General features: G+C 72.2%; 27 protein-coding genes. 26 read left to right on the top strand and 1 reads right to left on the bottom strand.

Annotation, left to right across the window (positions count from 1 at the left end):
- Positions 1-16: 16 nt before the first annotated feature.
- The 7 genes from ACIGFK_RS14520 (at position 17) to ACIGFK_RS14490 (ending at position 6,847) form a co-directional block, all read left to right on the top strand.
- Positions 17-1,477, top strand: a complete 1,461-nt coding sequence (locus ACIGFK_RS14520; RefSeq protein ID WP_400051913.1) for an SCO6880 family protein — start codon at positions 17-19, stop codon at positions 1,475-1,477.
- Positions 1,478-1,521: 44 nt separating this feature from the next.
- A complete protein-coding gene (locus tag ACIGFK_RS14515) occupies positions 1,522-1,983 on the top strand; it encodes a DUF6238 family protein (protein WP_376053671.1) in 462 nt (153 codons plus the stop codon).
- 30 nt (positions 1,984-2,013) lie between these two features.
- Positions 2,014-3,504: an ATP-binding protein gene (locus ACIGFK_RS14510; protein WP_400051911.1), complete on the top strand. Its 1,491-nt coding sequence runs from the start codon at positions 2,014-2,016 to the stop codon at positions 3,502-3,504.
- Positions 3,505-3,535: 31 nt separating this feature from the next.
- The gene (locus tag ACIGFK_RS14505; RefSeq protein WP_400051909.1) at positions 3,536-4,318 is read left to right on the top strand and encodes a hypothetical protein; all 783 of its coding nucleotides are present in this window, start codon (positions 3,536-3,538) and stop codon (positions 4,316-4,318) included.
- A 212-nt stretch (positions 4,319-4,530) separates the two neighbouring features.
- The gene (locus tag ACIGFK_RS14500) at positions 4,531-4,920 is read left to right on the top strand and encodes a hypothetical protein (protein ID WP_400051907.1); all 390 of its coding nucleotides are present in this window, start codon (positions 4,531-4,533) and stop codon (positions 4,918-4,920) included.
- 11 nt (positions 4,921-4,931) lie between these two features.
- Positions 4,932-5,696, top strand: a complete 765-nt coding sequence (locus ACIGFK_RS14495; protein ID WP_400051905.1) for a glycosyltransferase family 2 protein — start codon at positions 4,932-4,934, stop codon at positions 5,694-5,696.
- Positions 5,693-6,847: a hypothetical protein gene (locus tag ACIGFK_RS14490; RefSeq protein ID WP_400051903.1), complete on the top strand. Its 1,155-nt coding sequence runs from the start codon at positions 5,693-5,695 to the stop codon at positions 6,845-6,847. Before ACIGFK_RS14495 ends, ACIGFK_RS14490 begins: the two co-directional genes overlap by 4 nt.
- Positions 6,848-6,860: 13 nt before the next feature.
- Here ACIGFK_RS14490 and ACIGFK_RS14485 read toward each other — a convergent pair whose 3' ends face one another.
- The gene (locus ACIGFK_RS14485; protein WP_053627885.1) at positions 6,861-7,097 is read right to left on the bottom strand and encodes a hypothetical protein; all 237 of its coding nucleotides are present in this window, start codon (positions 7,095-7,097) and stop codon (positions 6,861-6,863) included.
- A gap of 312 nt (positions 7,098-7,409) precedes the next feature.
- On the opposite strand from ACIGFK_RS14485, the gene ACIGFK_RS14480 reads away from it, so the two are divergent.
- From ACIGFK_RS14480 to ACIGFK_RS14390, 19 genes are all read left to right on the top strand, one after another.
- Entirely contained in the window at positions 7,410-7,631 is a 222-nt protein-coding gene (locus ACIGFK_RS14480) for a hypothetical protein (protein ID WP_191869161.1), read from the top strand.
- A gap of 193 nt (positions 7,632-7,824) precedes the next feature.
- Positions 7,825-8,967, top strand: coding sequence for an AAA family ATPase (locus tag ACIGFK_RS14475; protein WP_400052092.1), 1,143 nt, complete (start codon positions 7,825-7,827; stop codon positions 8,965-8,967).
- Complete coding sequence (locus ACIGFK_RS14470; RefSeq protein ID WP_400051901.1) at positions 8,964-10,763, top strand: hypothetical protein; 1,800 nt, start codon at positions 8,964-8,966, stop codon at positions 10,761-10,763. Before ACIGFK_RS14475 ends, ACIGFK_RS14470 begins: the two co-directional genes overlap by 4 nt.
- A 439-nt stretch (positions 10,764-11,202) precedes the next feature.
- Positions 11,203-11,463 carry a hypothetical protein gene (locus ACIGFK_RS14465; protein ID WP_400051900.1) on the top strand — a complete coding sequence of 87 codons (261 nt, stop codon included), beginning with the start codon at positions 11,203-11,205 and terminating at the stop codon, positions 11,461-11,463.
- A 105-nt stretch (positions 11,464-11,568) separates the two neighbouring features.
- Positions 11,569-11,985 (top strand): hypothetical protein, encoded by a 417-nt coding sequence (locus ACIGFK_RS14460; RefSeq protein ID WP_053627888.1) that lies wholly within the window; start codon positions 11,569-11,571, stop codon positions 11,983-11,985.
- A gap of 100 nt (positions 11,986-12,085) precedes the next feature.
- Positions 12,086-12,952, top strand: a complete 867-nt coding sequence (locus ACIGFK_RS14455) for a relaxase/mobilization nuclease (RefSeq protein WP_400051898.1) — start codon at positions 12,086-12,088, stop codon at positions 12,950-12,952.
- Positions 12,949-13,599 carry a hypothetical protein gene (locus ACIGFK_RS14450; RefSeq protein ID WP_400051896.1) on the top strand — a complete coding sequence of 217 codons (651 nt, stop codon included), beginning with the start codon at positions 12,949-12,951 and terminating at the stop codon, positions 13,597-13,599. Before ACIGFK_RS14455 ends, ACIGFK_RS14450 begins: the two co-directional genes overlap by 4 nt.
- Positions 13,600-13,609: 10 nt before the next feature.
- A complete protein-coding gene (locus ACIGFK_RS14445; protein WP_400051895.1) occupies positions 13,610-14,398 on the top strand; it encodes a hypothetical protein in 789 nt (262 codons plus the stop codon).
- A 271-nt stretch (positions 14,399-14,669) separates the two neighbouring features.
- Positions 14,670-15,053 (top strand): hypothetical protein, encoded by a 384-nt coding sequence (locus ACIGFK_RS14440; protein WP_400051894.1) that lies wholly within the window; start codon positions 14,670-14,672, stop codon positions 15,051-15,053.
- Positions 15,050-15,838, top strand: coding sequence for a DUF317 domain-containing protein (locus tag ACIGFK_RS14435; RefSeq protein WP_053627893.1), 789 nt, complete (start codon positions 15,050-15,052; stop codon positions 15,836-15,838). The genes ACIGFK_RS14440 and ACIGFK_RS14435 overlap by 4 nt, the downstream gene beginning before the upstream one ends.
- The gene (locus ACIGFK_RS14430) at positions 15,835-16,692 is read left to right on the top strand and encodes a DUF317 domain-containing protein (protein WP_400051893.1); all 858 of its coding nucleotides are present in this window, start codon (positions 15,835-15,837) and stop codon (positions 16,690-16,692) included. Before ACIGFK_RS14435 ends, ACIGFK_RS14430 begins: the two co-directional genes overlap by 4 nt.
- A 27-nt stretch (positions 16,693-16,719) precedes the next feature.
- Positions 16,720-17,085: a hypothetical protein gene (locus ACIGFK_RS14425; RefSeq protein ID WP_250743056.1), complete on the top strand. Its 366-nt coding sequence runs from the start codon at positions 16,720-16,722 to the stop codon at positions 17,083-17,085.
- Positions 17,076-17,915 carry a DUF317 domain-containing protein gene (locus tag ACIGFK_RS14420; protein ID WP_400051891.1) on the top strand — a complete coding sequence of 280 codons (840 nt, stop codon included), beginning with the start codon at positions 17,076-17,078 and terminating at the stop codon, positions 17,913-17,915. The genes ACIGFK_RS14425 and ACIGFK_RS14420 overlap by 10 nt, the downstream gene beginning before the upstream one ends.
- A gap of 20 nt (positions 17,916-17,935) precedes the next feature.
- Complete coding sequence (locus tag ACIGFK_RS14415) at positions 17,936-18,529, top strand: hypothetical protein (RefSeq protein WP_400051889.1); 594 nt, start codon at positions 17,936-17,938, stop codon at positions 18,527-18,529.
- Positions 18,530-18,566: 37 nt separating this feature from the next.
- Positions 18,567-19,808, top strand: coding sequence for an acetyl-CoA carboxylase biotin carboxylase subunit family protein (locus tag ACIGFK_RS14410; RefSeq protein ID WP_400051887.1), 1,242 nt, complete (start codon positions 18,567-18,569; stop codon positions 19,806-19,808).
- Positions 19,805-20,578 carry a DUF317 domain-containing protein gene (locus tag ACIGFK_RS14405; protein WP_400051885.1) on the top strand — a complete coding sequence of 258 codons (774 nt, stop codon included), beginning with the start codon at positions 19,805-19,807 and terminating at the stop codon, positions 20,576-20,578. The genes ACIGFK_RS14410 and ACIGFK_RS14405 overlap by 4 nt, the downstream gene beginning before the upstream one ends.
- Positions 20,579-20,620: 42 nt before the next feature.
- Positions 20,621-22,429: a type IV secretory system conjugative DNA transfer family protein gene (locus ACIGFK_RS14400; RefSeq protein WP_400051883.1), complete on the top strand. Its 1,809-nt coding sequence runs from the start codon at positions 20,621-20,623 to the stop codon at positions 22,427-22,429.
- Entirely contained in the window at positions 22,426-23,646 is a 1,221-nt protein-coding gene (locus ACIGFK_RS14395) for a DNA cytosine methyltransferase (RefSeq protein ID WP_400051881.1), read from the top strand. Before ACIGFK_RS14400 ends, ACIGFK_RS14395 begins: the two co-directional genes overlap by 4 nt.
- Positions 23,643-24,782 carry a DnaB-like helicase N-terminal domain-containing protein gene (locus ACIGFK_RS14390; RefSeq protein ID WP_400051880.1) on the top strand — a complete coding sequence of 380 codons (1,140 nt, stop codon included), beginning with the start codon at positions 23,643-23,645 and terminating at the stop codon, positions 24,780-24,782. Before ACIGFK_RS14395 ends, ACIGFK_RS14390 begins: the two co-directional genes overlap by 4 nt.
- Positions 24,783-24,792 lie beyond the last annotated feature (10 nt).

The raw sequence follows: 24,792 nt of genomic DNA, 5'->3' as shown, positions 1-24,792 counted from the left end.
GACCCGGACCCGAACCTTGTCTTCCGAAGTTCTCCCTCTCACCGTCAAGTTCCCCCACCGGTCCCGACGCGGCATCCTGCTGGGCCTCAGCCTCCCGCAGCTCACTCTCGTCTCCTCGGCCCTCGCGCTCCTCCTGGTCACCGTGGTGACCTCGGGCCTGATGGGCGCCGTCGTCCTGGCCCCCCTGTGGATCACCACCGCCGTCCTGGTCGGAGTACGACGCGAGGGCCGGTCGCTGATCGACTGGGCGCCGCTCGTCGCCCGCTACGCCCAGCGCCGCCGGAGTGGGCAGACGGTGTGGCGGGCCCGGCCGGCCTCCCGGCCGCGGGTCGAAGGGCTGCTCCACCTGCCCGGAACGACCGCGTCGCTGCGGGTGGCCACCTCCGCGTCAGGCGCCGCCGCCGTCCACGACCCCCACCGGCAGACCCTGACCGCCGTCGCCAAGGTCAGCTCCCGCGCCTTCGCCCTGCTCGATCCCGCCACCCAGAACGCCAACGTCGGCGCGTGGGGCCGGGCGCTCGCTGGCATCGCCCGCACCGGGCACGTCGCCACCGTCCAGGTCCTGGAGCGCACCGTCCCGGACTCCGGCGACAGCCTCGCCCGGCACTGGGCCGAGCACGGCAACCCCCAGGCACCCGTCGCCGGACAGATCTACTCCGCGCTCGTCGAATCCGCCGGCCCGGCCGCCGCCCCGCACGAGGCCTACCTCGCCATCGCCCTGGACCTCAAAGCCGCCAAACGCCTGGTCAGCCAGGCCGGCGGCGGACTCGACGGTGCCTTCACTGTCATGGCGCAGACGACCGCGTCCGTCGCCCAGGCCGCCCGAAACGCCGGGCTGAGCGTCACCGGCTGGCTGGGCCCTCGGGAGATCGCAGCCGTGCTGCGGACCGCCTACGACCCCGCCTCCACCGCGCGCCTCCAGCAGTGGTCCTCCACCGGCCGGGCCGAGGCCGACCCGGCCGCCGCCGGCCCCGTCGCCCAGGTCGAGGAAACCGACCGGGTGATCACCGACTCCGCCCGGCACACCACCTACTGGATCGAGAACTGGCCCCGGACCGAAACCCACGCCGGATTCCTGCACAACATCATGTTCAGCACCGGTGTGCGGCGCACCTTCTCCCTCATCTACGCCCCGCAGGGGATCGACTCCGCCCTGCGAGATGTCCAGCGCCGCAAGGCCGCGATCATCGCGGACGCCTCCGAACGCCGCCGCCGCGGCCAGGTGGAATCCGAGGCGGACAACGTCGAGTACGCGGACGTCAAGACCCGCGAGAAGCAGCTGATCTCCGGGCACGCGGACGTCGCCCTGACCGGGCTGCTCACCGTCTCCGCCGACACCGACGCCCACTTGGACGCAGCCTGCGCGCAGATCGAAACGGCTGCCGCCGGCGCCCAGGTCGACCTGCGGCGCCTGATCTACCAGCAGACGGACGCCTTCACCGCCGGCGCTCTCCCGCTGGCCCGCAACACCCTCTAACCCGCCCGCCCGCCATCTTGGCGTCCATCCCCCGCGAGAAGCCCTTGTCACCTGACGACCGCAGCGACGCCCTCCCCACGAGCGACGCCCACCCGTATCTGCGGGCGGCCACCGCCGGCCTGCGCCACCACACGCGCACCCTCACCGCACAGACTGCCGTCGGCGAGAGCGTCCGGCCCGCCGACCGGCCTCACCTCGACAGCCTGCACGCCCACCTCACGGCCCTGCACCGGCTGCTGGACCAGATCGCTGAACGCACCCGGCCCGAGCGCCCCGCCTCCGGACGGCACCTGGCCACCGCCCACGCCCGCCTCTGGCAGGCAGCCGACGCCGTCCACGCGGCGTTCCACCTGCTGCCCGCACCGGCCCCCGGCGGCAATGACTGCCACCCCGAGCGGCTCCCGGAGGGCCCGCCCGTGCTGACCATCTGCCAGCGCCACCTGGCCGCCTCCCACGCCATTCGGCGCAAGACCACGGCCACCGACCTCGCCACCCCGGCGTCCTGAACACCCCGCCCCGGAAACGAGCGAGCACCGTTGTCCCACCGCCGCGCCAGCGCCACCCCCCTGTTCACCCCGCACAACATCGACCGCGCCCAGCGCCGGGCGCTTCGCAAGCAGACGGCCCGCGCCGAAGCCCGCGCCCGCACCGCCGCCGGCGGGGACGCGGAGCAGCAGCCCACCGAGGCCACCTACCCCGATGCCGTCTACCCGCTCGCCGGGCGCCCCGGCCCCGCGTCCGCCCGCGGCAGCCGCCTCAAACTCCCCGCCCACCGGATGACCACCGCCGTCGCCTCGGCCGCGTACCCGTTCCTCGCCGAAGGCGGGCTCGGCGCCGACGGCATCTATATCGGCCGCGACCTGCATGCGGAGGGCAGTTTCACCTTCGACCCGTTCTCCCTGTACGGAAAAGTCGAGGGGTTCACCAACCCCAACCTGCTGCTCGCGGGGGTGATCGGGCAGGGCAAGAGCGCCCTGGCCAAGAGCCTGGCCCTGCGGTCCGTCGCCTTCGGCTACCGGGTGTACGTCCCATGCGATCCCAAGGGTGAATGGAGCGCGGTGGCCGCCGCCTTGGGCGGGACGTCCATCGCGCTGGGGCCCGGGCTGCCCGGGAGGTTGAATCCATTGGACGCGGCTCCTAGGCCGGCGTCCGTGCCGGAGGCGGAGTGGGAGGGCGAGGTCCGCAAGCGCCGTCTGCTGCTGCTCGGCTCCCTGGCCCGCACCGTGCTGGGCCGGGACCTTCTGCCCATGGAGCACACCGTGCTCGACGTGGCGCTCGACGCCGCCTCCGCCCGGGCAGCGGCCAGTGGCCGTCCCCCGCTGCTCGGCGACATCGCCCACGCCCTGGCCGACGGGCCCGGCCTCGACCTCGCCGGCGGGCTGCTGGCCGGACGGCTCGGGGAGGCCGCCCGCGACCTCGCCCACGCCATGCGCCGCTTGGTCTTCGGAGACCTGGCCGGGATGTTCGACGCGCCCTCCACCAGCGCCTTCAACCCGTACAGCCCGATGCTGTCCATCGACCTCTCCCGCCTCGGCGGCAGCGACGACACCGCACTGGTCCTGGCCATGACGTGCGCCTCGGCCTGGATGGAAGCCGCGCTCACCGACCCGTACGGCGGCCGGCGGTGGGTGATCTACGACGAGGCGTGGAGACTGATGAGGCATCCGGCCCTCCTGATGCGCATGCAGGCCCAGTGGAAGCTCTCCCGCGGCCTGGGCATCGCCAACGCCATGGTCATCCACCGGCTGTCCGACCTGCTGACCGCGGGCGACGCCGGCAGCCAAAGCCGCGCGCTGGCCGAGGGGTTGCTCGCCGACTGCAGCACCCGCGTGATCTACCGCCAGGAGACCGACCAGCTGCACGCCGCCGCCGGACTCCTCGGACTGACCAGCGTCGAAACCGCAGCCCTGTCCCACCTCAGCCGTGGCCGCGGCCTGTGGAAGGTGGCCGGCCGGAGCTTCGTGGTCCAGCACCAGCTGCACCCCGCCGAGCTGCAGCTCTTCGACACAGACGGCCGTATGCATTGACCGAAGAAACGTTCAACCAACCCGGGAGCCCATGCCCACAGCACGCGCCGACCTGTCCCTGTTCGCCTCCGAGCTCGCCGCCCGTCTCCCCGGGCAGTGGACAAGCGAATACCAGCAGCATCCCACCTACCCAGACCAGTTCGCCACCATCGAACGTCTCTGGGACCGCGGCCACGTCGAGTACATCGTCAGCCAGTACGTCCTGGGCCACGAGGCCGTACTCCACGGCCCGGACGGCCAGCACCTCTACGTCAACGACCGGCCACTGCGGCCCGGCCAGTTCGTCGTCGCCCCGCTCGGCCCCGACATCGAGCCGCACCACTTCGGGGGCGTCGAGGAACCCAACGGGATCGCGGTCCCCAACGATCCCGTCCGGGCCGCCGCCCACATCGCGCGGCGGCTGCTGCCCCGCTACGAAGCAGCCCGCGACGCGGTGCGCCGCAGCCTCGTCGACCAGCCCGAGCCCCCGCACCGCGAAGCCCCGCCGCAAGTCGACCAGACCCTCACCCTGACCTGGTACGAGGACGGAGCGCTCGGAGCGCCGTACAAGGACGTCCCGGAGGAAGCCAGGGAAACCCTGTACGTCCACGGATTCCAGTACCTGCCCCACCAGGCCGCGTTCCTCCTCCCCGCCTCCTACGGCGAGGCCGACCGCGCCGTACGCATCCAGGCCGTCGCCCTCCGGCTCGTCGGGCACGGGATCGGCGTGAACCTGCGCCACGCCACGCCCACCGTCACGCTCCCGCCTCGCCCACCGGCCGTGGCCCGGCCGGTACCCGCACTGCCCGCAGCGCCTGCCGCCCGCGCCCGCTGACCACCTGCACGAAGGAAACCTCTATCAGCACCCGCAGCTTCATCGCCCGCCCCACCGGTACCGGCTACGAGGGCATCTACTGCCATTACGACGGCTACCCCGACCACCAGCTCCCCCTCCTGCTCTGCGCCGCCCGCTACCGCTTCGGCGGCGACCTCGACGCCCTTCGCCGGCACCTCATCGATGGACCCCACGACTGGAAGCAGCTCGGCATGGACCTCCTGGACAGGGCCCCCGACAACGTCCTGGAGCGGCTCGACCCCCACGGCGACCTCGGCCCCAGCGCGCCCTTCGACAACGTGTTCAACGTGGACGGCACCCCCGCAAAGCCGATCCCGGTCACCGACGCCAACGCTGATGCCATGGGCCTGGAATGGGGCTACGTCCTGCACGACCACGGCATCGAGGTCATCGCCCTGACCTGGTACGACGCCGGACCCATCGTGCCCTGGGACACCGACCCCCAGTCCCGGATCTCCGGCACCCCCTCGCTGTGGGACTCGAACCGGCCCGCGCCCATCCAGGCCCCCGCCACCCCACTGAAGATCACCAAGCCGCTCGCCCCAGCACCCGCACCCGCCCGACCGCGGATCACCCGCTGAACGCCCCGCACATGGAACGCACTCCGGAGAAATTCCTGTCCCCCGCGCAGATCACCGTCGTCATCGCCACCCAGCTCCGCCCCGAACGCCTGCCCTACCTGCAGGAGATGCACGCCAGCCTCACCCGGCAGACTGTGCCCTGGGAGGCAGTCCTCGTCCTCGACGGCGCCGACCCCGCCCTGGTACCTGCCCCAATCACCGCCGACCCCCGGGTCCGGATCCTCTCCCTGCCCCGGCCGGTCGGCGCCGCCTGCGCCCGCAACCTCGGCCTGAACGAGGTCCGCACCGAATTCGTGAACTGGGCCGACGACGATGACGTCTTCCCTGACTGGAGCCTGGGCGTACGCCTGGAGACCTTCACCGACGAGCTCGGGTGGGTCGCCGGATACAGCGAGGACTGGCTGCCCGACGGCTCCCGCCGTCTGTGGGAATGCCCGGCCCCGCCCGGCTACCACGCCGCCGGCGACGTGGTGACGTACTGGCCCCGGCCGCAGGACACCATCCCCGTCGGGCCGACGACCATCCTGGCCCGCACCCGCCTGGTCCGCGCGGCCGGCGGCATGGGCGGCCTCGTCCAGGGCGAGGACTACATGGCGGCCGTCGGCGTCACCGCGCTGGCCCCCGGCATGCTGCTCCCGCTGCCCGTCTACCGGTACCGCAAGCACGACGGCCAGATGACCCGCGGCGAGCAGTACGAGGAGCTGGAGCTGGCCGCCCGCCGCCATGCCCACGGGTTCGGGCACGGCCTGCGCAACGCCCTCACCAGCCGGACGTGAGCATGGACGACCGTACGACACCCCGTTCCAGGGGCCAGGCACAGATCATCCTCGCCGTCAGCCCGGCCGACGGCCTAGTCGCCGTCCCCGTGGGCGAGCAGTACCCCTGGGCCAACACCGCACTTCAGCTCACGCCCGGATTCGAGCGGCGCCCCGACGGCACGTACGCCCTGCGCGACGTGGACACCGCCGCACCCATCCTGCGCGCCCTCGCAGATACCGCACGCCGGCACCGCGTCCACCTCTTCGGCGGCCCCCGCACCTACCTCGGCGACTATGCCGCCGCGCTCGCCGACTGCCTGCCCGGGCAGTGGACGGTGAAGGTCGAGGTCTACTCGCACCCGGTGTGGCAGGAAGACCTCGTCCCCCTCCTGTGGGACGCGGGCGAACTCATCGACTGCGTGGAGCACATCCGCATCCCGTACGCCGCCCAGCTCACCAACGGCGCAGGCATCGAACTCCTCCTGGCCGAACGGCCCGGCAGCACCGACCAATACCTGCTCGGCTCCTTCGCCAGCGCCACCTTCGACGACAACTACGCCGACCCGCACGCCCCCACCTCGATCGTGCTGCCCTCCGACGCGGCCCATGCCGCCGGCCTGGTCACCGGCACGTTCCTGCCGGCGTACGAACAGGCTGTCCACGAACGACTGCTGGCCGCCGTCGAAGCGGCACACGGAAGGCTCGAGGAACTCCACACGGCATGGACGGCGATCCAGCACTCCGGCCGCTACAGCGACGGCACCCGCCTGGACCCGGCCACGCTCGGACACACCCAGCAGCAGTACCTCGAAGAAGGCTCCGTGGAGTGGCGCCGACTGCGCCCCCACGCCGCTGCGCTCCTCTCCCGCGTGCGCCCTGTGGCGGGCGCCGAGGACTCCGCCTCCCTAGATCGGCTCCACCAGCTCCTTCACCCGGACGTGGCGGAACCGTCGTGGCCAGCGGCGCCGTCCTCGCCCCCAGCCACGCAGCCCAGCACAGCCGAGATCCTCCGCCGGTGGCGGACCGGCGCGCCGGCCCTACTGCGCCAGGCACACGCCACTCGCCCCGTCGGCCCTGCTTCCACGGTCCGGCCCGCGCTTCCCACGGCCGGCGCAGCCGCGCCCGCCCTCCCCGGTGACCGGGTCGGGCGAACGCCCCGCGGCCGATGACCTTCCCCGACCATCAGGACGCCCCATGCAACCGCACTTCCATTTCGGGCTGCACGCCGAGCACGGTGTGGTCGCCCGTCCCAGCACAGCCATCACTTCCCACCTCGCGGCCTGGTACCTGGAGCGCGAGCAGTTCGAACCCGTGCCGGGCAAATCGGATCTGTTCCGGCTGACCCAGCCCGATCACGACCTGCGGCGCCGCGCCCGGCAGACCGTCCATGACCTCCGCCGACGTGGGTTCACCGTGCAAGCGGACCTCTCCCTTGATCCAGCCGAAACCGCCTCTCCGAGCGCCCCGACTCGGGGGAACGCCGCGACCGAGCGACTGGCTCGCATCGCCCGGGCCGCCTCCGCACGACCTCCGCAGCACCGCGTGAATGCTCCCCAGGTTGCGTCCGTGCCCGTACCCGCCCTCGGCACCCACTCCTCGGCTGCCAGACGAACACGGTGACCGCGAAGGGCCCCACCCCGGCCTGACCCTCACGCCGCACCGACACCCCACCGCTTTCCCGCCACCACCGAAAGGAGATCCGCCTTGCCCGAAACACCAGCAGAGCCGTTCCTGACGATCCGGCACACCATCACCGGCGAGATCACCACCACCGGCTACAACGCCGCCGCCCGGCGGATCCTGCTCCAGGACGGCTTCGAAGAGACGCCCGACTGCGCCTGCCGAGCGACGGAACCCGGAACGGAGCGGACACCCGGGCCTGCTCGGCAGCCAGCGAGCTACCCGTCGCCGGCCATCCCCTGCACCTGTACCGAGCCCCCGGTCGGCCGGTGAGCGCCGACGTACGCCCCGGTTGGCCCGGTCGCCGATGTCGGCACATTCCGTGATCCGCTCCGAGAGCGGCCAACCTCTCCTGCACATCGCCAGCCCCGCCCGCACCCGCACCTGTTGAAGGGAGCCCGTTTTGAGCACACCCGTACCGCCTACGAGTCCAGCGCGGACCAAGGGCGGCGAGCTACGGGCCAAGGTGGCCCGACTGCTGGCCGACCGGCCGGCGGACACGCTCACCATCGGGGACATGGCCCGGCAGCTGGGCCACTCCCACGGCGCGGTCCGTAACGCCGCCCTCACCCTGGTGCGGCGCGGTGAGGCCGACCAAAGCGGAACGGGGCAACCGGAGTTCCGCGCGAACGCGAAGACCGTCGCAGCCGCGCAGGCCGCTGTGATCAGCCCACCGGGCACCCACGCTCCCCGCGTCCAGGCGGCCACGGCCCGCACGGCCGCTCCCGCGGCAGCCGCGCCCAGGCAGACCGGCCCGATCCGCCGCGCGGGGGGCCAGCTCTACCACCCCCGGGAGCTGGCCGATCTGCCCGACGTCGAGGCGTTGAATCGCTTGCGTGACGCCGACGTGCCGGTGCTGCTCTACGGCCCTCCGGGCACCGGCAAGACGTCGCTGGTTGAGGCGGCGTTCCCGGACCTGCTCACCGTCGCCGGTGACGGCGACACCACGGTCGGCGACCTGATCGGCGAGTACACGCAGGCCGACGGCGGAGGCTACGTCTTCCAGTACGGTCCGTTGGTCACCGCGATGACCGAGGGCCGTGCCCTGCTGATCGACGATGCCACTCTGATCTCGCCGAAGGTGTTGGCGGCGCTGTATCCCGCGATGGACGGGCGCCGGCAGATCCAGGTCAAGGCCCACAAGGGCGAGATCATCAAGGCCGAGCCAGGCTTCTACGTGGTGGCGGGCCACAATCCCGGCGTCCACGGTGCCGTTTTGACGGAGGCGCTGTCGTCCCGGTTCAGCGTGCAGATCCAGATCGGAACGGACTATGACCTCGCCCTGGCCTTGAAGATCGATGCCCGGGTGGTCCGGGTCGCCCGACACCTCTCCCGCCAGGTCGACCTCGGTGAGCTGGGCTGGGCCCCCCAGTTGCGGGAACTGCTCAGCTACCAGAAGACCGAGGCCGTCCTCGGCATCAACGCCGCGCTCGCGAACCTGGTCGGCATCGCTCCTCTGGAGGATCGCGACGCCGTCGCCGACGCCGTCATCAAGGCTGTCGGCGTCAAGAAGATCGCGCCCCTCACCCTCGGCAAGCAGCTCCCCGCCTCAGCCGTCCGAAAGCCTCCGGGCAGCACCGTCTCCGCGCACCGGGGCCGCTCGCGATGAGCGCCCACCACCACGTCCAGTCCCCCGCCACCACGCCGGAGGACGCCGCCGACCTCGCGCGCTGGGACGACGACGGCGCCCCGCCCGCGCAACCCCGTTCCTCCCCGGACGCGTGGCTGCGCGTGGGAGCCGAACTCGGCGACCGGCTGGTCGCCCTCTCCGGCCGCCAGGACCTCCTCGTCACCTGCCGCCCCGGCACGCGCAGCGGCGCACCGGCCGCGTTCTACCCCACGTTGGGCGAGGTCGAGTTCGACGCCGGCCTGTTCGCCCCGCTCCAGCCCCACGAGATCCATCCGAGGATCGTGGGCGACGAGGAGCGGTATCCCGCCGCCTGGGGAGTGTTCGTCCACGAGGCCGCGCACGCGGCCCACTCCGTCTGGACACCGCCTGCCGGAGCGAACCCCCGTGTCGTCGAGGCCGCGTTCCTGCTGGAGGAGAGCCGCGCCGAAGGCGCGCACCTGACCAGGCGGCCCACGGACCGCACCTACCTGCGCACCAGTGCCCGAACCCTGGTCATGCCCGACATCGCCCACCCCACCCTCCAGGGCATCGAGCACGCCGCCTCCGTGGCGGCCCTAATCCTCGGCCGCCGTGACGTCGGCATCCTGGACGCCGGCGAGACCCGGGCCGTCGCCGATCTGTGCGAACAGGTGCTGGGCGCAGACCTGCTGGCCACGCTCACCCGCATCTGGACCGCAGCCCACCAGTGCGCCGACCACGACGCCACGACCATGCTCGGGCACGCCCAGGAGTGGTGTGACGCTCTGGACGTCGCGGCTCCCGCCCTGCCCGTGCCGGAGAACCTCACCGATCTGCTGTCCGGCGCCGTGGGGGTCGTCATGGACAGCACGGCCGCTACCGACGCCGCCGACCTCGCAGCACAGGCCGCAGCGGCCAACGCCATGGCCGCGAAGTCCCAGGCGCAGGCTCAAGACCGCGCCCAGCGGGCCGGCCAGCGACGCAAAGCCGCCGCCACCGCCAAGTCGGTCTTCAACGCCCGTGGCACCACCGTCGCTCCCGACGGCACACCTGCGCCCTACGGCAACCCGGTCACCGGCACCCGCCGGCCCACCTCCGCCGAGCAGAGTGCCGCCTCGCGCCTGAGCCGTGCCCTGCGTGCCGCCGCCTACCGCGAGCGGACCGAGGAGCGGACCACCAGCCCCACTCCGCCCGGCCGCCTCAACATGCGCGCGGCCCTCGCCCGTGACGCTCAGCGCGCGGCCGGGTCGGTCCCCACCGCGGAACCGTTCACCCACACCCGCCGCCGGAACTCCCCCACCCCACCGCTGCGTGTGGGTATCGCCGTCGACGTCTCCGGCTCCATGCGTGCCGCCTGCGCGCCCGTCGCGTCCGCTGCCTGGATCGTGGCACGCGCAGCTGCCCTGACCGACCCCGACTCCCTTACCGCCACCATCGCCTATGACAGGCACCTGACCGCATTGACCCGACCCACCCACCGGGCACCAGAGCGCGTGACGACGTTCGATGCCAACGGCGGCCACCACAACCTCGGCGACGCCATTGACGCACTCGACCACGGCCTCGAACTCAGCCGCCCCGGCGCCGGCCGCCTCCTCGTGATCGTCACCGACGCCCGGTACGGCAGCGACGAAACCGCTCAAGCCGTCACCCGCGTCAAGCGGCTCACGACCGCCGGCTGCGCCGTACTCCAGCTCACCCTCACCGCCCAGTCCCAGCACTTGCCGGGGACCGCCTTGCTGCACCTGCCCCGGCCCTCCAGCGCTCCCGCCGCCATCGCCGCGGCGGCCACAGACGCCATCCGCAGGACACGCTGAGACGACGCAGAAGGCGGAAGCGTCCCCGAGACCACCACCAAGCACTCCAGACCACCTCCGTCCGCCGCATGAATCGTGCATCTGATGCACGACCCTCCGCAGCGACGCAGGCCACCACCCCAACCGCCAACGAAAGGCACTCGTTTTGAAGCCCCAGACCAGCAGCCCGACCTCGAACATAACGCCCATCAAACGGAATTCCCCGGGGGTCCCCACGTCCTTTGAGATCTTCCACAGCTGTGGACACACCAGCACCCGTGATCTGTCCGATCGTTCGGCGGACCAGCGCGCTGGATACGCCCGATGGCTCGCCGCCCGGCAGTGCACCGATTGCTGGCGGGCCGATCACCAGGCTGATGCCGCCAGTACGGCCGAGTGGCTTGCCGCCAAGCGGGCAGACGAACAGGCCACCGCCGCCAACTGGGCAACCCAGTTCGACATGCCGCCCCTGGAGGGGCCGGAAAAGATCCTGGGCTGGGGCGAGCGGACCCGCCACCAGCTGGTGACCCGCGCGTACACCGCGCTGGTCACCGAAGGGACCTGGGACGAAGCCGACTGGGCCCAGCTGGAGGAGCAGGTCCGGCTGCTGACGAGGGCCGGGTGGTGGGTCGACCAGCGCGAGTCCGAAGGGAGCGATCTTCCCGAGCTGCTGGAGGCCGCCGACGACCGCGACCGGCCCACGGAGAACCCGTTCCGGTAGCCGCGCGGCGCGCAATATAGCGGCGAAGTCCCGGTTTCGGAAACCGGGGATTCTCCGGACCCTTTGTCTTCCACCGCCGCCCAGCGTCTTCGTGGAAGGACCGCCGTGCCCGAGACCAGCCCCGTGTATTTGCCGCCCGACCCGCTCACCCCGGAGCGGGACATCACCCACCAGCACTTCCGTCCCGGCGAGCACGTCGTGATCCTCAAGGGTGCCGCCGGCGGGGAGCTGTGGGGCGACGCGATGAGGGTCGTGGCCCCCTCCTGGCACACCCCGACCGACGAGGACGGGTGGCGGCTGCTCGACCCCAACGGCGGCGACCGCTCCTACGTCACGGCCCACCCCCGCTACCTGGTGCACCTGTCCAAGCGGTGCCCGGAGTGCCTGATGCACCAGAAGGCGCTGCGGGAGTACCTGGTCAAGCGCCTCGGGGACGGCGAGGACGTCGTGGACTGCAGCTGGTACTCCCTGACCGCACTCAACCAGCTCGTCCACGTCGCCGACACCCGGCCCGGGCGCTGACCACGGCCGTACCGGCGCCCCGAAGGCGCGGGCCTTCTGCCATCCGTTCAAAATGCAGCCCCCGAGCGAGACCATGATCATTGCAATCCACTCCCGTGACGTGACCGCCGAGGATGCCCTCGCCGATGCGCTCGGACGGGAGATCAGCCTGAACGAGGGCCTGACCACCGAGCCCGGTGGCACGGTGGTGGCCCACTTGAACCGGCTGGACCACTACACGGACGAGGACGAGACCTGGAGCTCGGCAACGTGGGCCGACCATCTCGCCGACCCGTCGCTGGAGCACCCGCTCGCCTCCGGGCCCGACGGCGACCGGCGCGCAATCCTCCACGTCACCGCGCACATGCATCCGCTGGACCGGGAGCTGAACCACGCCGAGTGGTCCGAGATCGGATACCGGATCGCCCGTGTCGCCGGTATAGCGCCACCCGGAGACGACCAGGCTTGCCAGTGGATCGCCGTCCAGGCCCAGCCCGGGCGCCTGGACGTGATCGCCAACCTCATCCGCCTCGACGGCACCTGGAGTGCCCAGCCCCGACGCCTCCTGCAGACCCTGGTCGCCGAGGCGCGGAGCATCGAGGCCGACCTCCTCCTGCACTCCAGCCACTGGCAGGACTCCCCGCGCCGGGACCGGGCGCCCGGGCTGGAGCACGTCGCCTCTCCGCGGGTGCCGACCGCGAACGGCCCGCTCGCGGGAATCCTGCGGCAGCTCGCCGCCGAGCAGTCCGGCCCGATCTCCACAGTGCGGCAGCTCGTGGAAGAGGTTGGTCGGCAGGCCGCCACGCTGCCCGGCGACCAAACCAAAGCCGCTGCAAGGGACTTGTTCTGGACAGCCCGCCGCCTGTACGGGCTGCAGGAGCAGCTGGGCGAGATCGCCTCCCGGCTCCAGCCCTCTGAGCCTTCGGCCGCCCTTGCGCCGGCCCGGCCGCTACAGGCACCTGCCGCATCACGGGCGGCCGTACGGTGAACGAGCCGGCGACCCCTCGCGAGGCAGCACCCGTCACGGTCGCCAGGGACATCGACACCGGCCGGATCATCGCCCGCGGCGGTGACGGACTGGCCCACGGCATCCTGGAACGCACCTTCTTCCTCCGCGAGGTGCACGGCACGACTTGGCACCGGATGTCGCCGACCGTTCTGCCGTCGGACCAGGCCGCAGTGGCACAGCTCGCCGTCGCCCGGCTCCAGGCGGCGGGGTACCGGGTCGAGGCCGACGCCGAATGCGCGACGGAGACGACACAGGACCGCTACGTCACGGACGGCCGGTCCATCGCCAACCTCGCCGCCGCCATCCGCGACGCGGCCGGCCCGGCCGAGGTATCCGACCGGCTGGATGAGGTGACCGCCGCTCACGACGGCATCCTCGCCGCCCTGGACCAGCTCCTCCACTCCCTTGCCGCCGTCTACGACGGCCTCGGCGGACCTGCTGACCGGCACATCGCGGCCCGCATGCGCTACCTGGCCGAGCACCGCCTCGGTCCCATCACCGCCGACCTGCTGCACACCCGCGCAGAGCTCGCCGACCGCAGCACGGCCCCAGCCCGGCCGGGCACCTCACTGCCCGCCGCCCCGCCGGCCGCACCAGCCCCTACCGCCTCCGGACGGACCCGATGACCCCCGCCCCATGTTCGAGGAGCCCATGCCCGCCCCCCGCACCCTGCCCGACGACGACAGCCGCGACGTGGAGTCGTTCGCCACCATCCTCTCCGAGGAACTCCCCGGGAACTGGACCGTGCACCACCACCAACACCAGCGCCACGAAGACCAGTTCCTGCACGCCGAAGAGGTCTGGGACCTCAACGAAGTGGCCGCCGCCCTCGCCGAGTACGCCCTGGGCGCAGACGCCCACCTCATCCGCGACGACGGCACCCGCCTGTACGTCACCCTTCATCCCCGGCATGACGAGGAGTTCCTCGTGGCCGCCATGGCTCCGTCCGGCGCTGCCCCGGAGGCGTTCACCGGGGTCCGCGAACCGGACGGGATCGCCGTGCCTGCCGATGCCGAGCGCGCCGCCCGCGCCATCACCGCCGACCTGCTGCCCCGATACGACATCGCACTCGCCCAGGTCCGGCACAACGCGATGAACCCCCCGCAGCCCCTCCCCTCTGCCGATGCTCAGCCGCAGCAGGTGGTGATGACCTGGCTCGAGGACGGCTCCCTCGCGGCTGTCACCACCGCCCGGCCCGCAGCCGAAGCCCTGGTCTCCGAAGGATTCGCGTGGAACACCACGGCAGGCGCCTATGTACTCTCCGGGGACGACACCCGCGCCCAGGCCCACGCCGTCCAGGCTGCCGGCGCCCGCCTCGCACGCCTCGGCTTCGCCACCGTGCTGCGTGCCGCCGTCCGTCCTGCCGCGGAGGCCGCGCTACCCACTCCGCCGCCCGGTGCCCGGACCGCCGCCCGCGCGCGGTGACCTTTACGCCCCGGCACCACCCAGCCCACGCCCAGCCATCCGTCGGCAGTGCCGGCCACCGGCCGCGCGTCCCACCGCTCAACGCCGCCAGCCGGCCGCGGCTCGCCCGTTTCCTGCTGCGCCGCTACCTGCGCGCCGCCGTCGTCAAGGCCGCAGGTCCCGACCGGCCTCGGCTCGCGCCTCCGCCGCGCACCGCACCTCCGGCCGCCTCCATCCACCGCCAACCCCGCTAACCATCGTCGGGGGTACGGCACAGCCCCCTGGACCGCCCATGACCCCACCCACCGCCGCGCTCACCGGCAGCATCGCCCACCAGCTCGACCAGCTCTCCGCGCACCTGTCCCAGGCCGGGCCCCAGCAGGCCGCACAGATCCTCCAGCAGGTCCTGGACTCCGAGAACGGCATCCTCGGCAGGCTGGCCGCCCTGGTCGGCACCGGCACCTACGTCACCAAGCACCACGCTCAGAGCGGCGTCTTCCCTGCGGAGATGTGGCTGGCACTCGGGCGCACCGCCAACACGCTGCACGACCTCGGCCTCGACCTGGACGAACACCAGGAAGTGTTCGAGGAGATCGCCTCGCGCCGCTCCCTGACCACGTCCTCACCGGCCTCCACGCAGGCCACCGCCCTGGTGGCGCGGGGGAGGCACCGGTGAGCAAGAGACAGCAGTGGACCGGCTGGGGCCAGGCCCAGCAGGCGCAGCAGCACTACCTGGTCGAGCCCCGCTACCTGGCCGGCGGCGGAGACCTGCGCCACGTCGGCGAGTTCCTGCGCGCGTCGGGGTGGAAGGACATCGCCCGCAGTTCCGGCACGATGCTCGCCTTCGACTCGCCCGACCAGATGGTGCGCGTGGCCTATCAGCCGCCGGGCGGATGGCAGGTCCACGGTGCCGCGCACGGGCATCAGCCGGCCTGGCAGGTAACCCTGACCCCGCAGACCCCGGTGGAGATCGTGGCGGGCCTGACCGATGCGCTGACCAAGCCGCGCTCGGCGCACGCCCCGAACGTGTGGGCGCCGCTCACCGAGAAGTCCTGGAGCATGCAGCAGGACGACTACTTCGTCGCCCAGAGCCCCGACCGGCACGCCGTCGTGCAGTACGTCCAACCCGGCGGTGACGGCAGCCAGAACCACTGGTGGGTCGGCGCCCGCAACGAGCACGGGCCCGTATGGAACGCGCAGGCCACCGCGAGTACGCCGCTGCACCTGGTGCAGTCCCTGACCACGGCCCTGGCCGACCCGGAGCCGGTGATGCGCCCGCTCGGGCACGTCCCGCTCAGCAACCGGATCCGCGTCACCTCCGTGTCCGTCCTGCCCGACCAGCTCGGCGCCTGGCAGCAGGCCCGCCTCTCCGCCGCCCGCGCCGCGGCATGGAGCCGCAACTGGGTCTCCTCCCGCGCCCGCACCGGCGCCAAGGCGTCCGGCTACGCAAGGACTCGATGAATCGCCCGGCCCCCTCCTCGCCGTTCCTCTCCCGCGCCCTGGGCCCGAGGTTCCCCGCAGATCGCAACGTCGTCGCGGTCACCCCCCGCCACCTCGCGGGCGGCGGCGATCCCCGGTGGGTCACCGGCCACCTGATGGCCCACGGGTGGAGGGACCAGTCCGTACCCGGATACCCCCACGTCCTGCTCTCGTCGCCCGATCAGCGGTTCCACCTCACCCTCGAACTGCCCCACCCGGACAGCGACGAGACCGCCTGGCGCTTCCTGCCCGCCGAGGGCATCAGGCACTGGCAGATGGCCTTTGGAGCCTGGACCCCGGTGGAGATCATCGCGGGTGCCGCCGACGCCCTCATCCGTCCCGACGGCCCGCACCTCTCCGTCGAAGACGTGTGGGAGCAGGCCCGTGCCAACGGGTGGACGGAAGTTACCGACGACCGGATCGCAGGACTGCTCGCTCCGCCCGAATTCGACGGAACCCCGCCGACCGCCTTCGTGCTCAAGGACCGCATCGTCGCCACCGGTCCACCAGCCTGGGCATGGAGGGTGCACGCCAGCGCTCCCCGCCCGGACGGCAGTGAGCATCAGTCGGTGTGGAGTGCGTCCATCGACGACAGCGCTCCGCCCGGGGTTGTCGCCGGATTCCTCTCCGCCCTGACGGATCCCGCCCCGCTCTACCGCACGGGGGACCAGACCCCGTACGTGTACGGGAAGTTCAGCACCCATACGGCGACGTCGCGCACCCTCGACGACCTGCGCGCTGCCCTGGGCCGACGCCTGGCCCCGGCCGCCCGGCCCCAGCCGCCCGCTCCGGCGTACCCCCCTCCCGGCCACGGCCCGACACCCCAGCGCCGCTGAACCGGCCTCATTTCCCTGGAGCTTTCGATGACTGACGGACACACCACCCGGCTGACCGCCGAGGACATCCGTGCCTCCGCGCACACCCTGCACCTCCTGACCGCCTACCTGCGGACGGGCCCGCACGTAACCGAGGCCCTCTCTTTGATCGCGGCACTCGTCGACGCGGACACCGGTACCGCAGTCCGGCTCGGTGAAGCCCTTCGGGGCATCGCCCGCTACCTCGCCCAGGAGACCACGGTCCCCCGCACCGACACCGTCGAGGCGACCTTGGGCGAATACATCGAGGCCGCGTCCATCCTGCAGGACCTGCGCCTGCTCGACCTCACCCTCGAACCCCTGCGCACCGCGCCCGTCCGTACGAGCCCCGCCGAGACGGCCCCGTGGCAGTAAGCCCCGCCCAGCGGGCCTCCTACGCCAGCGACCACCACACGAAGATCCCCTTCGAGACGACGCCCCGCCACCTCGCTGGCCCCGGCGACCCCCGTCACGTCACCCACGCCCTGCTCGCCGCTGGGTGGACCCTCACCTCCGCCCCCGGCGATCCGCGGATCGCCCTGACCGGTCCCGACGAGGGCCGGCACCAGATGGTGATCGACCCGTTCGCCTCCAGCACCTGGTGGCGGATCCACTCCGTCGACTGGACGTGGAACGCCTCCTTCGACCGGATGGTGCCGGCGGAGATCATCGCCGGATTCACCGACCGGCTCTTCGACGGCCCTCGCCGAGGCGACACCGGGCCGTGGGGGCACATGCAGAAGGCGGGCTGGAGCGTAGGCCTCCACCCGGACGGAACCGGCGAGGCCCTCTCGCCCGACCCGCGGCTGCCGATCCGGGCCGAACTGCGTCCCATCTTCAACGACTCGCCCGACCACCTCGCGTGGCGCATCGAGGCCCAGCCCGAGCACAGCGGCACCCCGATCTGGAAGATCTGGATCAGCGGCCCGGTCCCGGACCACCTCATGGCCGGCCTGGCCGAGCAGCTCGTCTCCACCGCCCCCGTCCTGCGCGGCATGCACGACCTCGACCACTACGCAGCCCGGCAGGAGAACAGTCCGCTCACCCCGGAGCAGGCGGTGGAAGCCCACTTCTCCCGCATCGACTCCGCCCGGGCCCGGGCCCGCACCCAGCGCCGCACCCGCCTCACCACCCGCCTGCCGGCACCGGCCGCCGCCCCGGCAAGCCCGGCGCCCTCCCGCGCATCCCGCGCGTCCCGCCCCTGAACCCTCGAAAAGGCCCGCCCGTGCCCCAGCCCGACCCCTCCGGCAGCGCCGCCGTCCCCGGCCAGCGGGAGATAGCCGGCCGTCTTGCCGCCTTCCTGCGCGCGGCGGATACGGCGCTCGACAGCTGGGACCTCTACTCCGACGAGCACACCGACCTCGACGGCTGGCCGTACGACCCGGAAGCCTACGACGGCCGCAAGGCCGAGCGGGACCGTGCGGTGTGGGCAGCGTTCAGCCCCCTCCGCGAGGAGGCCGGCGTCCTCCTCGACTCCGCCGAGGCCGATCTCGGCCGGGTCCCCGTCTCCTCCGTTCAGCAGCGATGGGCCTGGCAACTGGGCCAACTGCGCGATGCGCTCGACCGGATCGAAGCCACAGGGACGGAGTACCGAGAGCTCCTTACGGCCCATCCCCATGCGAGCTCCGAAGCTCGGCACGCCGCGGTCGACGCCCGCAACGCGGAGGCGTGGAACGCCCTGTACAGCTGGTCCGTCCACGGCCCCGCCGTCCTGGAGATCCGCACCACCGCCGTGCGCGCCACCGCCGGCCCCCGGCTCGCCGCCACACCACCGCCGCCTGCGCCGCCGGCCACCGCCGGTCACACGACCCTCCGCTGAACCAATCCCCTCTCTTCCCTTCCGCCTTGGAGTTCGTTTGTCCCACCGCCCGCTCGTCCTGGTCGTCGCCCCGGGTGACGACATCTACCGCGGTTACTGTCTGCGCCAGGTGTCAGACGCCTACGACGTCTGCGCCATCACCACCAGCCCCCTCACCTGGGAAGAGCCCTACGTCGTCGACCACGAGGTCGTTGGCGACATCGACGACGAGGCCGCTCTCCTCGCCGCCGGGCAGGCGCTCGCCGCCCGCCGGCCGATCGCGGGCGTGGTGACCTGGGCCGAGGCCCACCTGACCGCGGTGGCCCGGCTGGCTGAGCACCTCGGGCTGGCCACCACCAGCGTGGAGTCGGTGCGGACCTGCCGGGACAAGGCCGCCAGCCGCGCCGCGTTCGCCCGCCACGGCGTACCGTCCGCCCAGTCCCTGGCCGCCACATCCCTGGAGGAGGCCGCGCGCGCGGCGAGCACCATCGGCTATCCGGTCGTCGTCAAGCCCGCCTCGGTCGGCGGCAGCATCGGCGTCATCAAGGCCGAGACCCAGGAAGACCTCGCCGACGCGTACGCCTTCGCCACCCGCGGTGTCCAGCTCCACGGCGGAGACAACACGGTCGTCCTGGTCGAGGAGTACCTGTCCGGCGAGGAAGTCAGCGTCGAGTGCGTCACGTTCCAGGGCATGACCACCGCGGTGGCGGTGACCCGCAAAGAGCTCGGGGCTGAGCCGCTGTTCGAGGAGACCGGCCACACCCTCACCGCTGGCGACCCACTGCTGACCACCGTCGCGCCCATCGCCGCTGCGGCCGTGAAGGCCACCGGCACCGCGAACGGCATCCAGCACGTGGAACTGCGGCTGACCCCCACAGGGCCGCGCGTGATCGAGGTCAACGGCCGGATCGGCGGGGACTGGATCGGCTGGGCGGTCTGGCGGGCCACCGGCCTGTCGCTGCCGCGGATCGCCGCCGACCTCGCCGTCGGCTGGGAGCCCGACCTCACCCCCACCCGGCAGCAGGCCGTCGCCATCAACGTCCTCTACGCTCCCGCATCCGGAACCCTGGCCCAGCGGGCCATCGCCAACGGCTTCGCCGAGACCGCCGGTTGGGTGCACGGCCCGGCCTGGCTGTTCGAGGAAGGCGACAAGGTCCTCCTGCCGCCCGAGGGCGACCTCGACTCCGCACGGGTCGGCCTGTTCGCCACCCACGCCGACACCCTCGAACTCGCCGTCGCACGCCGTACGGTCACCGCGAACCACATCGCCCTCGCCGTCACGGACAGCGCACAGCGGTGAGCGGGGCCGAGAAGCCGGCGGTGCTGGCCCAGGTCGCTCCGCGCTACCTGGCCGGCGGCGGGGATCCGCGGTGGGTGACCGCCCCGCTGCAGAAGGCTTTCCGCTGGCAGCCGGCCCACATCCCCCTCAGCCCGGTCGTACGGCTCACCCGCCGCGACCGCGAGGCCGAACTGCTGCTGTCACCGGACCCGGACGAGCACTGGTGGACCCTGCACCACACCGGGACCAGCACCGAGAAGGCGTGGACCATGCGCTTCGGCGCCCGGACCCCGGCCGAAATCGTCGCCGCGGCCAGCGACGCCCTCACGACCAACGCGGCCGACAGCCCCGTCGATCCGATGCAGGTCCTGGAGCACGCCGGGTGGAAGCACTCCGTCCTGGACCACCAGATCTCCTCCCCGGACGGATGCGTCACCGTCTCCCGGCACCTGCTCGGCGCGCTGCACATCGAGGTCACGGCCCACGACGGCCCTCGGGCGTCCGAACCGACCTCCCGTACGGCCTGGCGGGCGTACTTCTCCGACCACACCCCGCCCCACCTGGCCGCCGCCGTCCTCTCCGGCATGGTCTCCACCGAGCCGCTGCTGCGTGACGAGAAGGCGATGGTCCCCTTCCTGCGCTACCGCGTCCGCATCGCCCGCGAACGCGTTCCCGCCCATCAGGCCGAGTACGCCCTGTGGGACCGGGTCGACCGCCTCGCCGCCCACCGCACTGGCACGCCGCTGCCGCCGCAGCTGCCCGGCGGGTCGCTGCCCCGCCGCACCCGCTGACCCCCCTTTCGTCCCCCGCCCCCTTCACGGAACAGCGCGTCCTTGTCCCAGTCCAGCTCCTCCTCCGACGGCTACGACATAGCCTTCAAGGTCCTCCTCGGGGTCTTCGCCGTCGCCATCCCCCTCTCCCATCTCGCCTGGCTCGGCGGGAACCTCACCGCCCTGCTCACCGGGCAACCCTGGGCCGGCTACCGGCCCGCCGACGCCCTCATCCGTCCCGACCGGCTCTGGCCCGGCCTGGGAGAAACGTCCCTGCTCCTCGGTGCCCGTGTCCTTCCCGTGCTCGCCCTGATCGCCCTTGCCGCCGTCGGCGGCGTGTGGTGGAGCCGCCACAAGGGCGCCTTCGGCGGGAAGAGCAAGCGCCGGGTCCAGGGCACCGCCAAGGCCAGAGACATCGAGCCCCTCCTGGCCAAGGCGATCACCGCAAAGGCCCGCAGCCTGCGCCCCAGCCTGATGGACGCCGACCGCATCGCGGCCTCGGACACCGGAATCCTCCTGGGCAACCTGCAGGGCACCCGGACCGAGATCCGGATGGGGTACGAGGACGTCGCGGTGGCGATCATGGCACCGCGCTCCGGGAAGACCACCTCGCTGGCGATCCCCTCCATCCTGGCCGCGCCCGGCGCCGTACTCCTGACCAGCAACAAGGCCGCCGGCGACGCCTATACGACCTGCTTCGACGCCCGCAGCCGAGTGGGGCGGGTGTGGTCGATGGACCCCCAGCAGATCGCCCACGCACCCCGCACCATGTGGTGGAACCCCCTTGCGGACGCCAAGTACCTGGAGGGAGCGAACCGGCTCGCCGGCCACTTCCTCGCCGCGTCCGTGGACGCCTCCCAACAGGGCGACTTCTGGTCCAAAGCCGGATCCAACATTCTGTCGCAGCTGTTCCTGGCCGCAGCCCTCGACAACCGCCCGATCACGGACGTGATGCAGTGGCTGGCATTCCCCGCCGACCGGCGACCGCTCGACATCTTGCGCGACCACGGATTCACCTCCGTCGCAGCCCAGTTGAAGGGCACCGTCGAGGGCCCGCCGGAAACCCGAGACGGCATCTATGAGACCGCGAGACAGTACGCGTCCGCCCTGCTCAGCACCGACATCGCCGCCTGGGTGACCCCACAGAAGGACGTACCGGAGTTCCGCCCGGACGAATTCGTGGCCTCCACCGACACCCTGTTCCTTCTCTCCAAGGACGGCGGCGGCGGAGCCTCTGCGCTGATCGCGGCGTGCGCGGACTCGGTGATGCGGGCCGCGACCGCGCGAGCCGAACGTACCGGCGGACGTCTCGACCCGCCCATGCTCGCGATCCTCGACGAGGCCGCAAACGTGTGCAAAATCAGCGACCTCCCGGACCTGTACTCGCACCTGGGCTCGCGCGGAATCATCCCGATAACGATCTTGCAGTCCTACAGGCAGGGCCAGAAGGTGTGGGGCGACGCGGGTATGGACGCCATGTGGTCGGCGGCCACCATCAAGGTCATCGGGTCCGGCATTGACGACCCGGACTTCGCGGACAAGCTGTCCCGGCTGATCGGCGATCACGACGTGGAGACCAAGTCCACCTCCATCTCGGAGTCGGGCAAGTCCACCTCGATCAGCATGCGGCAGGAGCGGATCCTGCCCGCAGACCGAATCCGTGCCCTGCCCAAGGGCACAGCCCTCCTCTTCGCGACCGGCCTGCGTGCCGCCATGCTCGACCTTCGCCCCTGGTACCTCGAACGCGGCGCCGGAGAGCTGGCCGCCTCTTCCAAGGCCGCCTCCGAAGCCATCACCGCCCGGGCCATCGCCAAAGTCGAGCCCACACACGCGGCCGAGCCGGGACGCGAAGACTTCGGGCTGGCCGTATGAACGACCTCATCGTGGACCTCTTCGCCGGACCGGGCGGCTGGGGGCACGCCCTGCACGTCCTGGGCGTACGCGACGTCGGCCTGGAATGGGACGAATGGGCCTGCAAGACCCGCGCGGCAGCCGCCCAGACCACCATCCGTACCGACGTCGCCCTCTACCCTGTTCGGCCCTTCGTGGGCCGGACCCGCGGCCTGATAGCGAGCCCGCCCTGCCAGGCGTGGAGCATGGCCGGCAAACGCCTCGGCCTGATCGACCAGCCGCTCGTCCACCAGGCCGTGGCGGACCTGGCTGCCGGCCGGGACACCCGCGAACAGCTACTCACCGCCTGCCAGGACCAGCGGTCGCTGCTGGCCGCCGAGCCGATGCGCTACCTCCAGGCCCTGCACCAGGCCGGCGAGCCGGAATGGGTACTGATGGAGGAGGTCCCTGACGTCGCCCCATTGTGGAAGCAGTACGCCGCCGTGCTCCGCTCCTGGGGGTTCTCCACCTGGAGCGGCATCCTCAACGCCGCTGACTACGGGGTGCCGCAGACGCGGCGGCGAGCGATCCTGATCGCCTCCCGTACCCGTACGGCGGCCCCGCCCGAGCCTACGCATGCCAAGTTCAGCGAGCCGGAGACCTTCTTCGGGCCCGGCCGCCGGACGTGGGTGTCCATGGCCGAAGCCCTGGGCTGGGGCCGCACCGACGGGCCCGTACCCACCGTGTGCGCCGGCGGCGGCCCTGGGGGCGGACCGGAGCCTTTCCCCTCCGGCTCCCGCAAGACCCTCTCCGACGCCCGCGACCGCGGCGCGTGGAAGAACCCCCCGCTCCGTCCCGGGAACCCCAAAGTCGAACCTCCGTACATCTGCACGGAAAGCCCTCCGCGGACGCCGCGGTGCGGTGGCGGACGTGCCTGGGTCCTGCGCAGCAACAGCCAGGCGAACGCGGCCATCCGGTCCGTGACCGAACCGGCCGCCACCCTGTTCTTCGGCAACCGGGCCAACGAATGCGTCTGGACCACTACGGGCCCCGCGGAGACAGCACCGCCAGCCATCCGTATCACCGCCGAGGAAGCCGGGATCCTGCAGTCCTTCCCTCCCGCCTACCCCTGGCAAGGCAACAAGGGCCAGCGCTTCTCCCAGATCGGAAACGCCGTTCCCCCGTTGTTCGCCGCCCACTTGATCGCACCGCACATCGAACGCACGCTCAGCCACGACGACTTCGTCCTGGCGGCATGATGTCCGACGCCACTCGTACCGAGGCCGACGAGGATCTCCTGCAGTACCCGGCGCCGCCGCCGGTGGTCCACTACGCCGAACAGGCCCTGCTCGGGGCCCTGCTCCTGGTTCCCGAGCGACTCAAGACCATCGGGCCGCTCGAACCTGAGCACTTCGCCAACACCGCGCACAGCGCCCTGTTCGCGGCGATGCGCACGGTGTCCCCGCCCGCGCCCGAGGTCCACCGCAGCAGCCCGGTGTGGCCGAACCAGCTCCTCGACGCGGCTCAGCCCCAGGCCCGAGCCCTGACGGCCTCCTACCTGCACACTCTCATCAGCGTCTGCCCCACCGACGACCACGCCCCTGCTTACGCGCAGATGGTCCGTTCCGGGCACGCCCGCCGCGCTCTGCGGCGGCATGCCGGTCTCCTCGCCCAGGCCGCCCGCGCCCCGGGGCCCGATCCGGCCCGGACGGTTCTCACCCGGGCCGACCAGCTCGCGGTCTACCTCGACGAGCTGGCAACCGCCTTCCCCTCCCACCCCGGCTCGATACCCCGGACCCCGGCCGCGCCCACAACAGCGGTCCAGGCATCGGTCGAGGCGGCGGACGAGGAGCGAATGCTGCTGGCCGCGGCCACCGCCCACCCCGAGGACCTGCCGCGGATGCGGTGGCTGCACGAGACCGACCTCACCACTCCGATGCACGCCGCCCTCTTCGCCTGTCTCACCGGCCTGGCCCGCCGTGGTGCACCGGTGGACCCGATCACCGTGCTGTGGGAGGCACAGCAGCGCGGCCTTCTTCACGACGGGTTTGGTCCCGCCGATGTCCTCGACGTGGTCTCCCATCCTGCAGGGGCACCCGAGCATTGGGGGCAAAAGATCCTCCAGCGCGCCCTCCTCCGCCAAGCCGAGGATGTCGCCGCCCGGATCGAAACCCTCACTGCGGACGAAGCCACCACCGTCCACCAGCTGGCCACCGGCAGCCGCCGGGCCCTCGCCGCGCTGTCTTCCGTCCGGGCTCGCTGGCACCAGGCCGTCGGAGACCCGGGGTCAGGAGCACGCGCCGTTGCTCCCGCGCCCGTCCAGACCCCAGTGCTCCGGCAACCGGCCGCGCGGGCCGGCCCAGCAGCGCGCCACCCGGCTCGGCCCACCCGATGAGGCTCTCTCG

The sequence above is a fragment of the Streptomyces sp. NPDC085524 genome (genome assembly GCF_044541755.1).
Lineage (GTDB): Bacteria > Actinomycetota > Actinomycetes > Streptomycetales > Streptomycetaceae > Streptomyces.
This window is presented reverse-complemented; position numbering and strand designations above follow the sequence as displayed.

Excerpts from the sequence above, each read along its gene's own strand:
- ACIGFK_RS14505 (WP_400051909.1), top strand. The coding sequence starts at position 3,536 with ATGCCCACAGCACGCGCCGACCTGTCCCTGTTCGCCTCCGAGCTCGCC.
- ACIGFK_RS14500 (WP_400051907.1), top strand. The coding sequence starts at position 4,531 with ATGGACCTCCTGGACAGGGCCCCCGACAACGTCCTGGAGCGGCTCGAC.
- ACIGFK_RS14495 (WP_400051905.1), top strand. The coding sequence starts at position 4,932 with ATGGAACGCACTCCGGAGAAATTCCTGTCCCCCGCGCAGATCACCGTC.
- ACIGFK_RS14470 (WP_400051901.1), top strand. The coding sequence starts at position 8,964 with ATGAGCGCCCACCACCACGTCCAGTCCCCCGCCACCACGCCGGAGGAC.
- ACIGFK_RS14465 (WP_400051900.1), top strand. The coding sequence starts at position 11,203 with ATGCCGCCCCTGGAGGGGCCGGAAAAGATCCTGGGCTGGGGCGAGCGG.
- ACIGFK_RS14445 (WP_400051895.1), top strand. The coding sequence starts at position 13,610 with ATGTTCGAGGAGCCCATGCCCGCCCCCCGCACCCTGCCCGACGACGAC.
- ACIGFK_RS14440 (WP_400051894.1), top strand. The coding sequence starts at position 14,670 with ATGACCCCACCCACCGCCGCGCTCACCGGCAGCATCGCCCACCAGCTC.
- ACIGFK_RS14430 (WP_400051893.1), top strand. The coding sequence starts at position 15,835 with ATGAATCGCCCGGCCCCCTCCTCGCCGTTCCTCTCCCGCGCCCTGGGC.
- ACIGFK_RS14425 (WP_250743056.1), top strand. The coding sequence starts at position 16,720 with ATGACTGACGGACACACCACCCGGCTGACCGCCGAGGACATCCGTGCC.
- ACIGFK_RS14395 (WP_400051881.1), top strand. The coding sequence starts at position 22,426 with ATGAACGACCTCATCGTGGACCTCTTCGCCGGACCGGGCGGCTGGGGG.
- ACIGFK_RS14390 (WP_400051880.1), top strand. The coding sequence starts at position 23,643 with ATGATGTCCGACGCCACTCGTACCGAGGCCGACGAGGATCTCCTGCAG.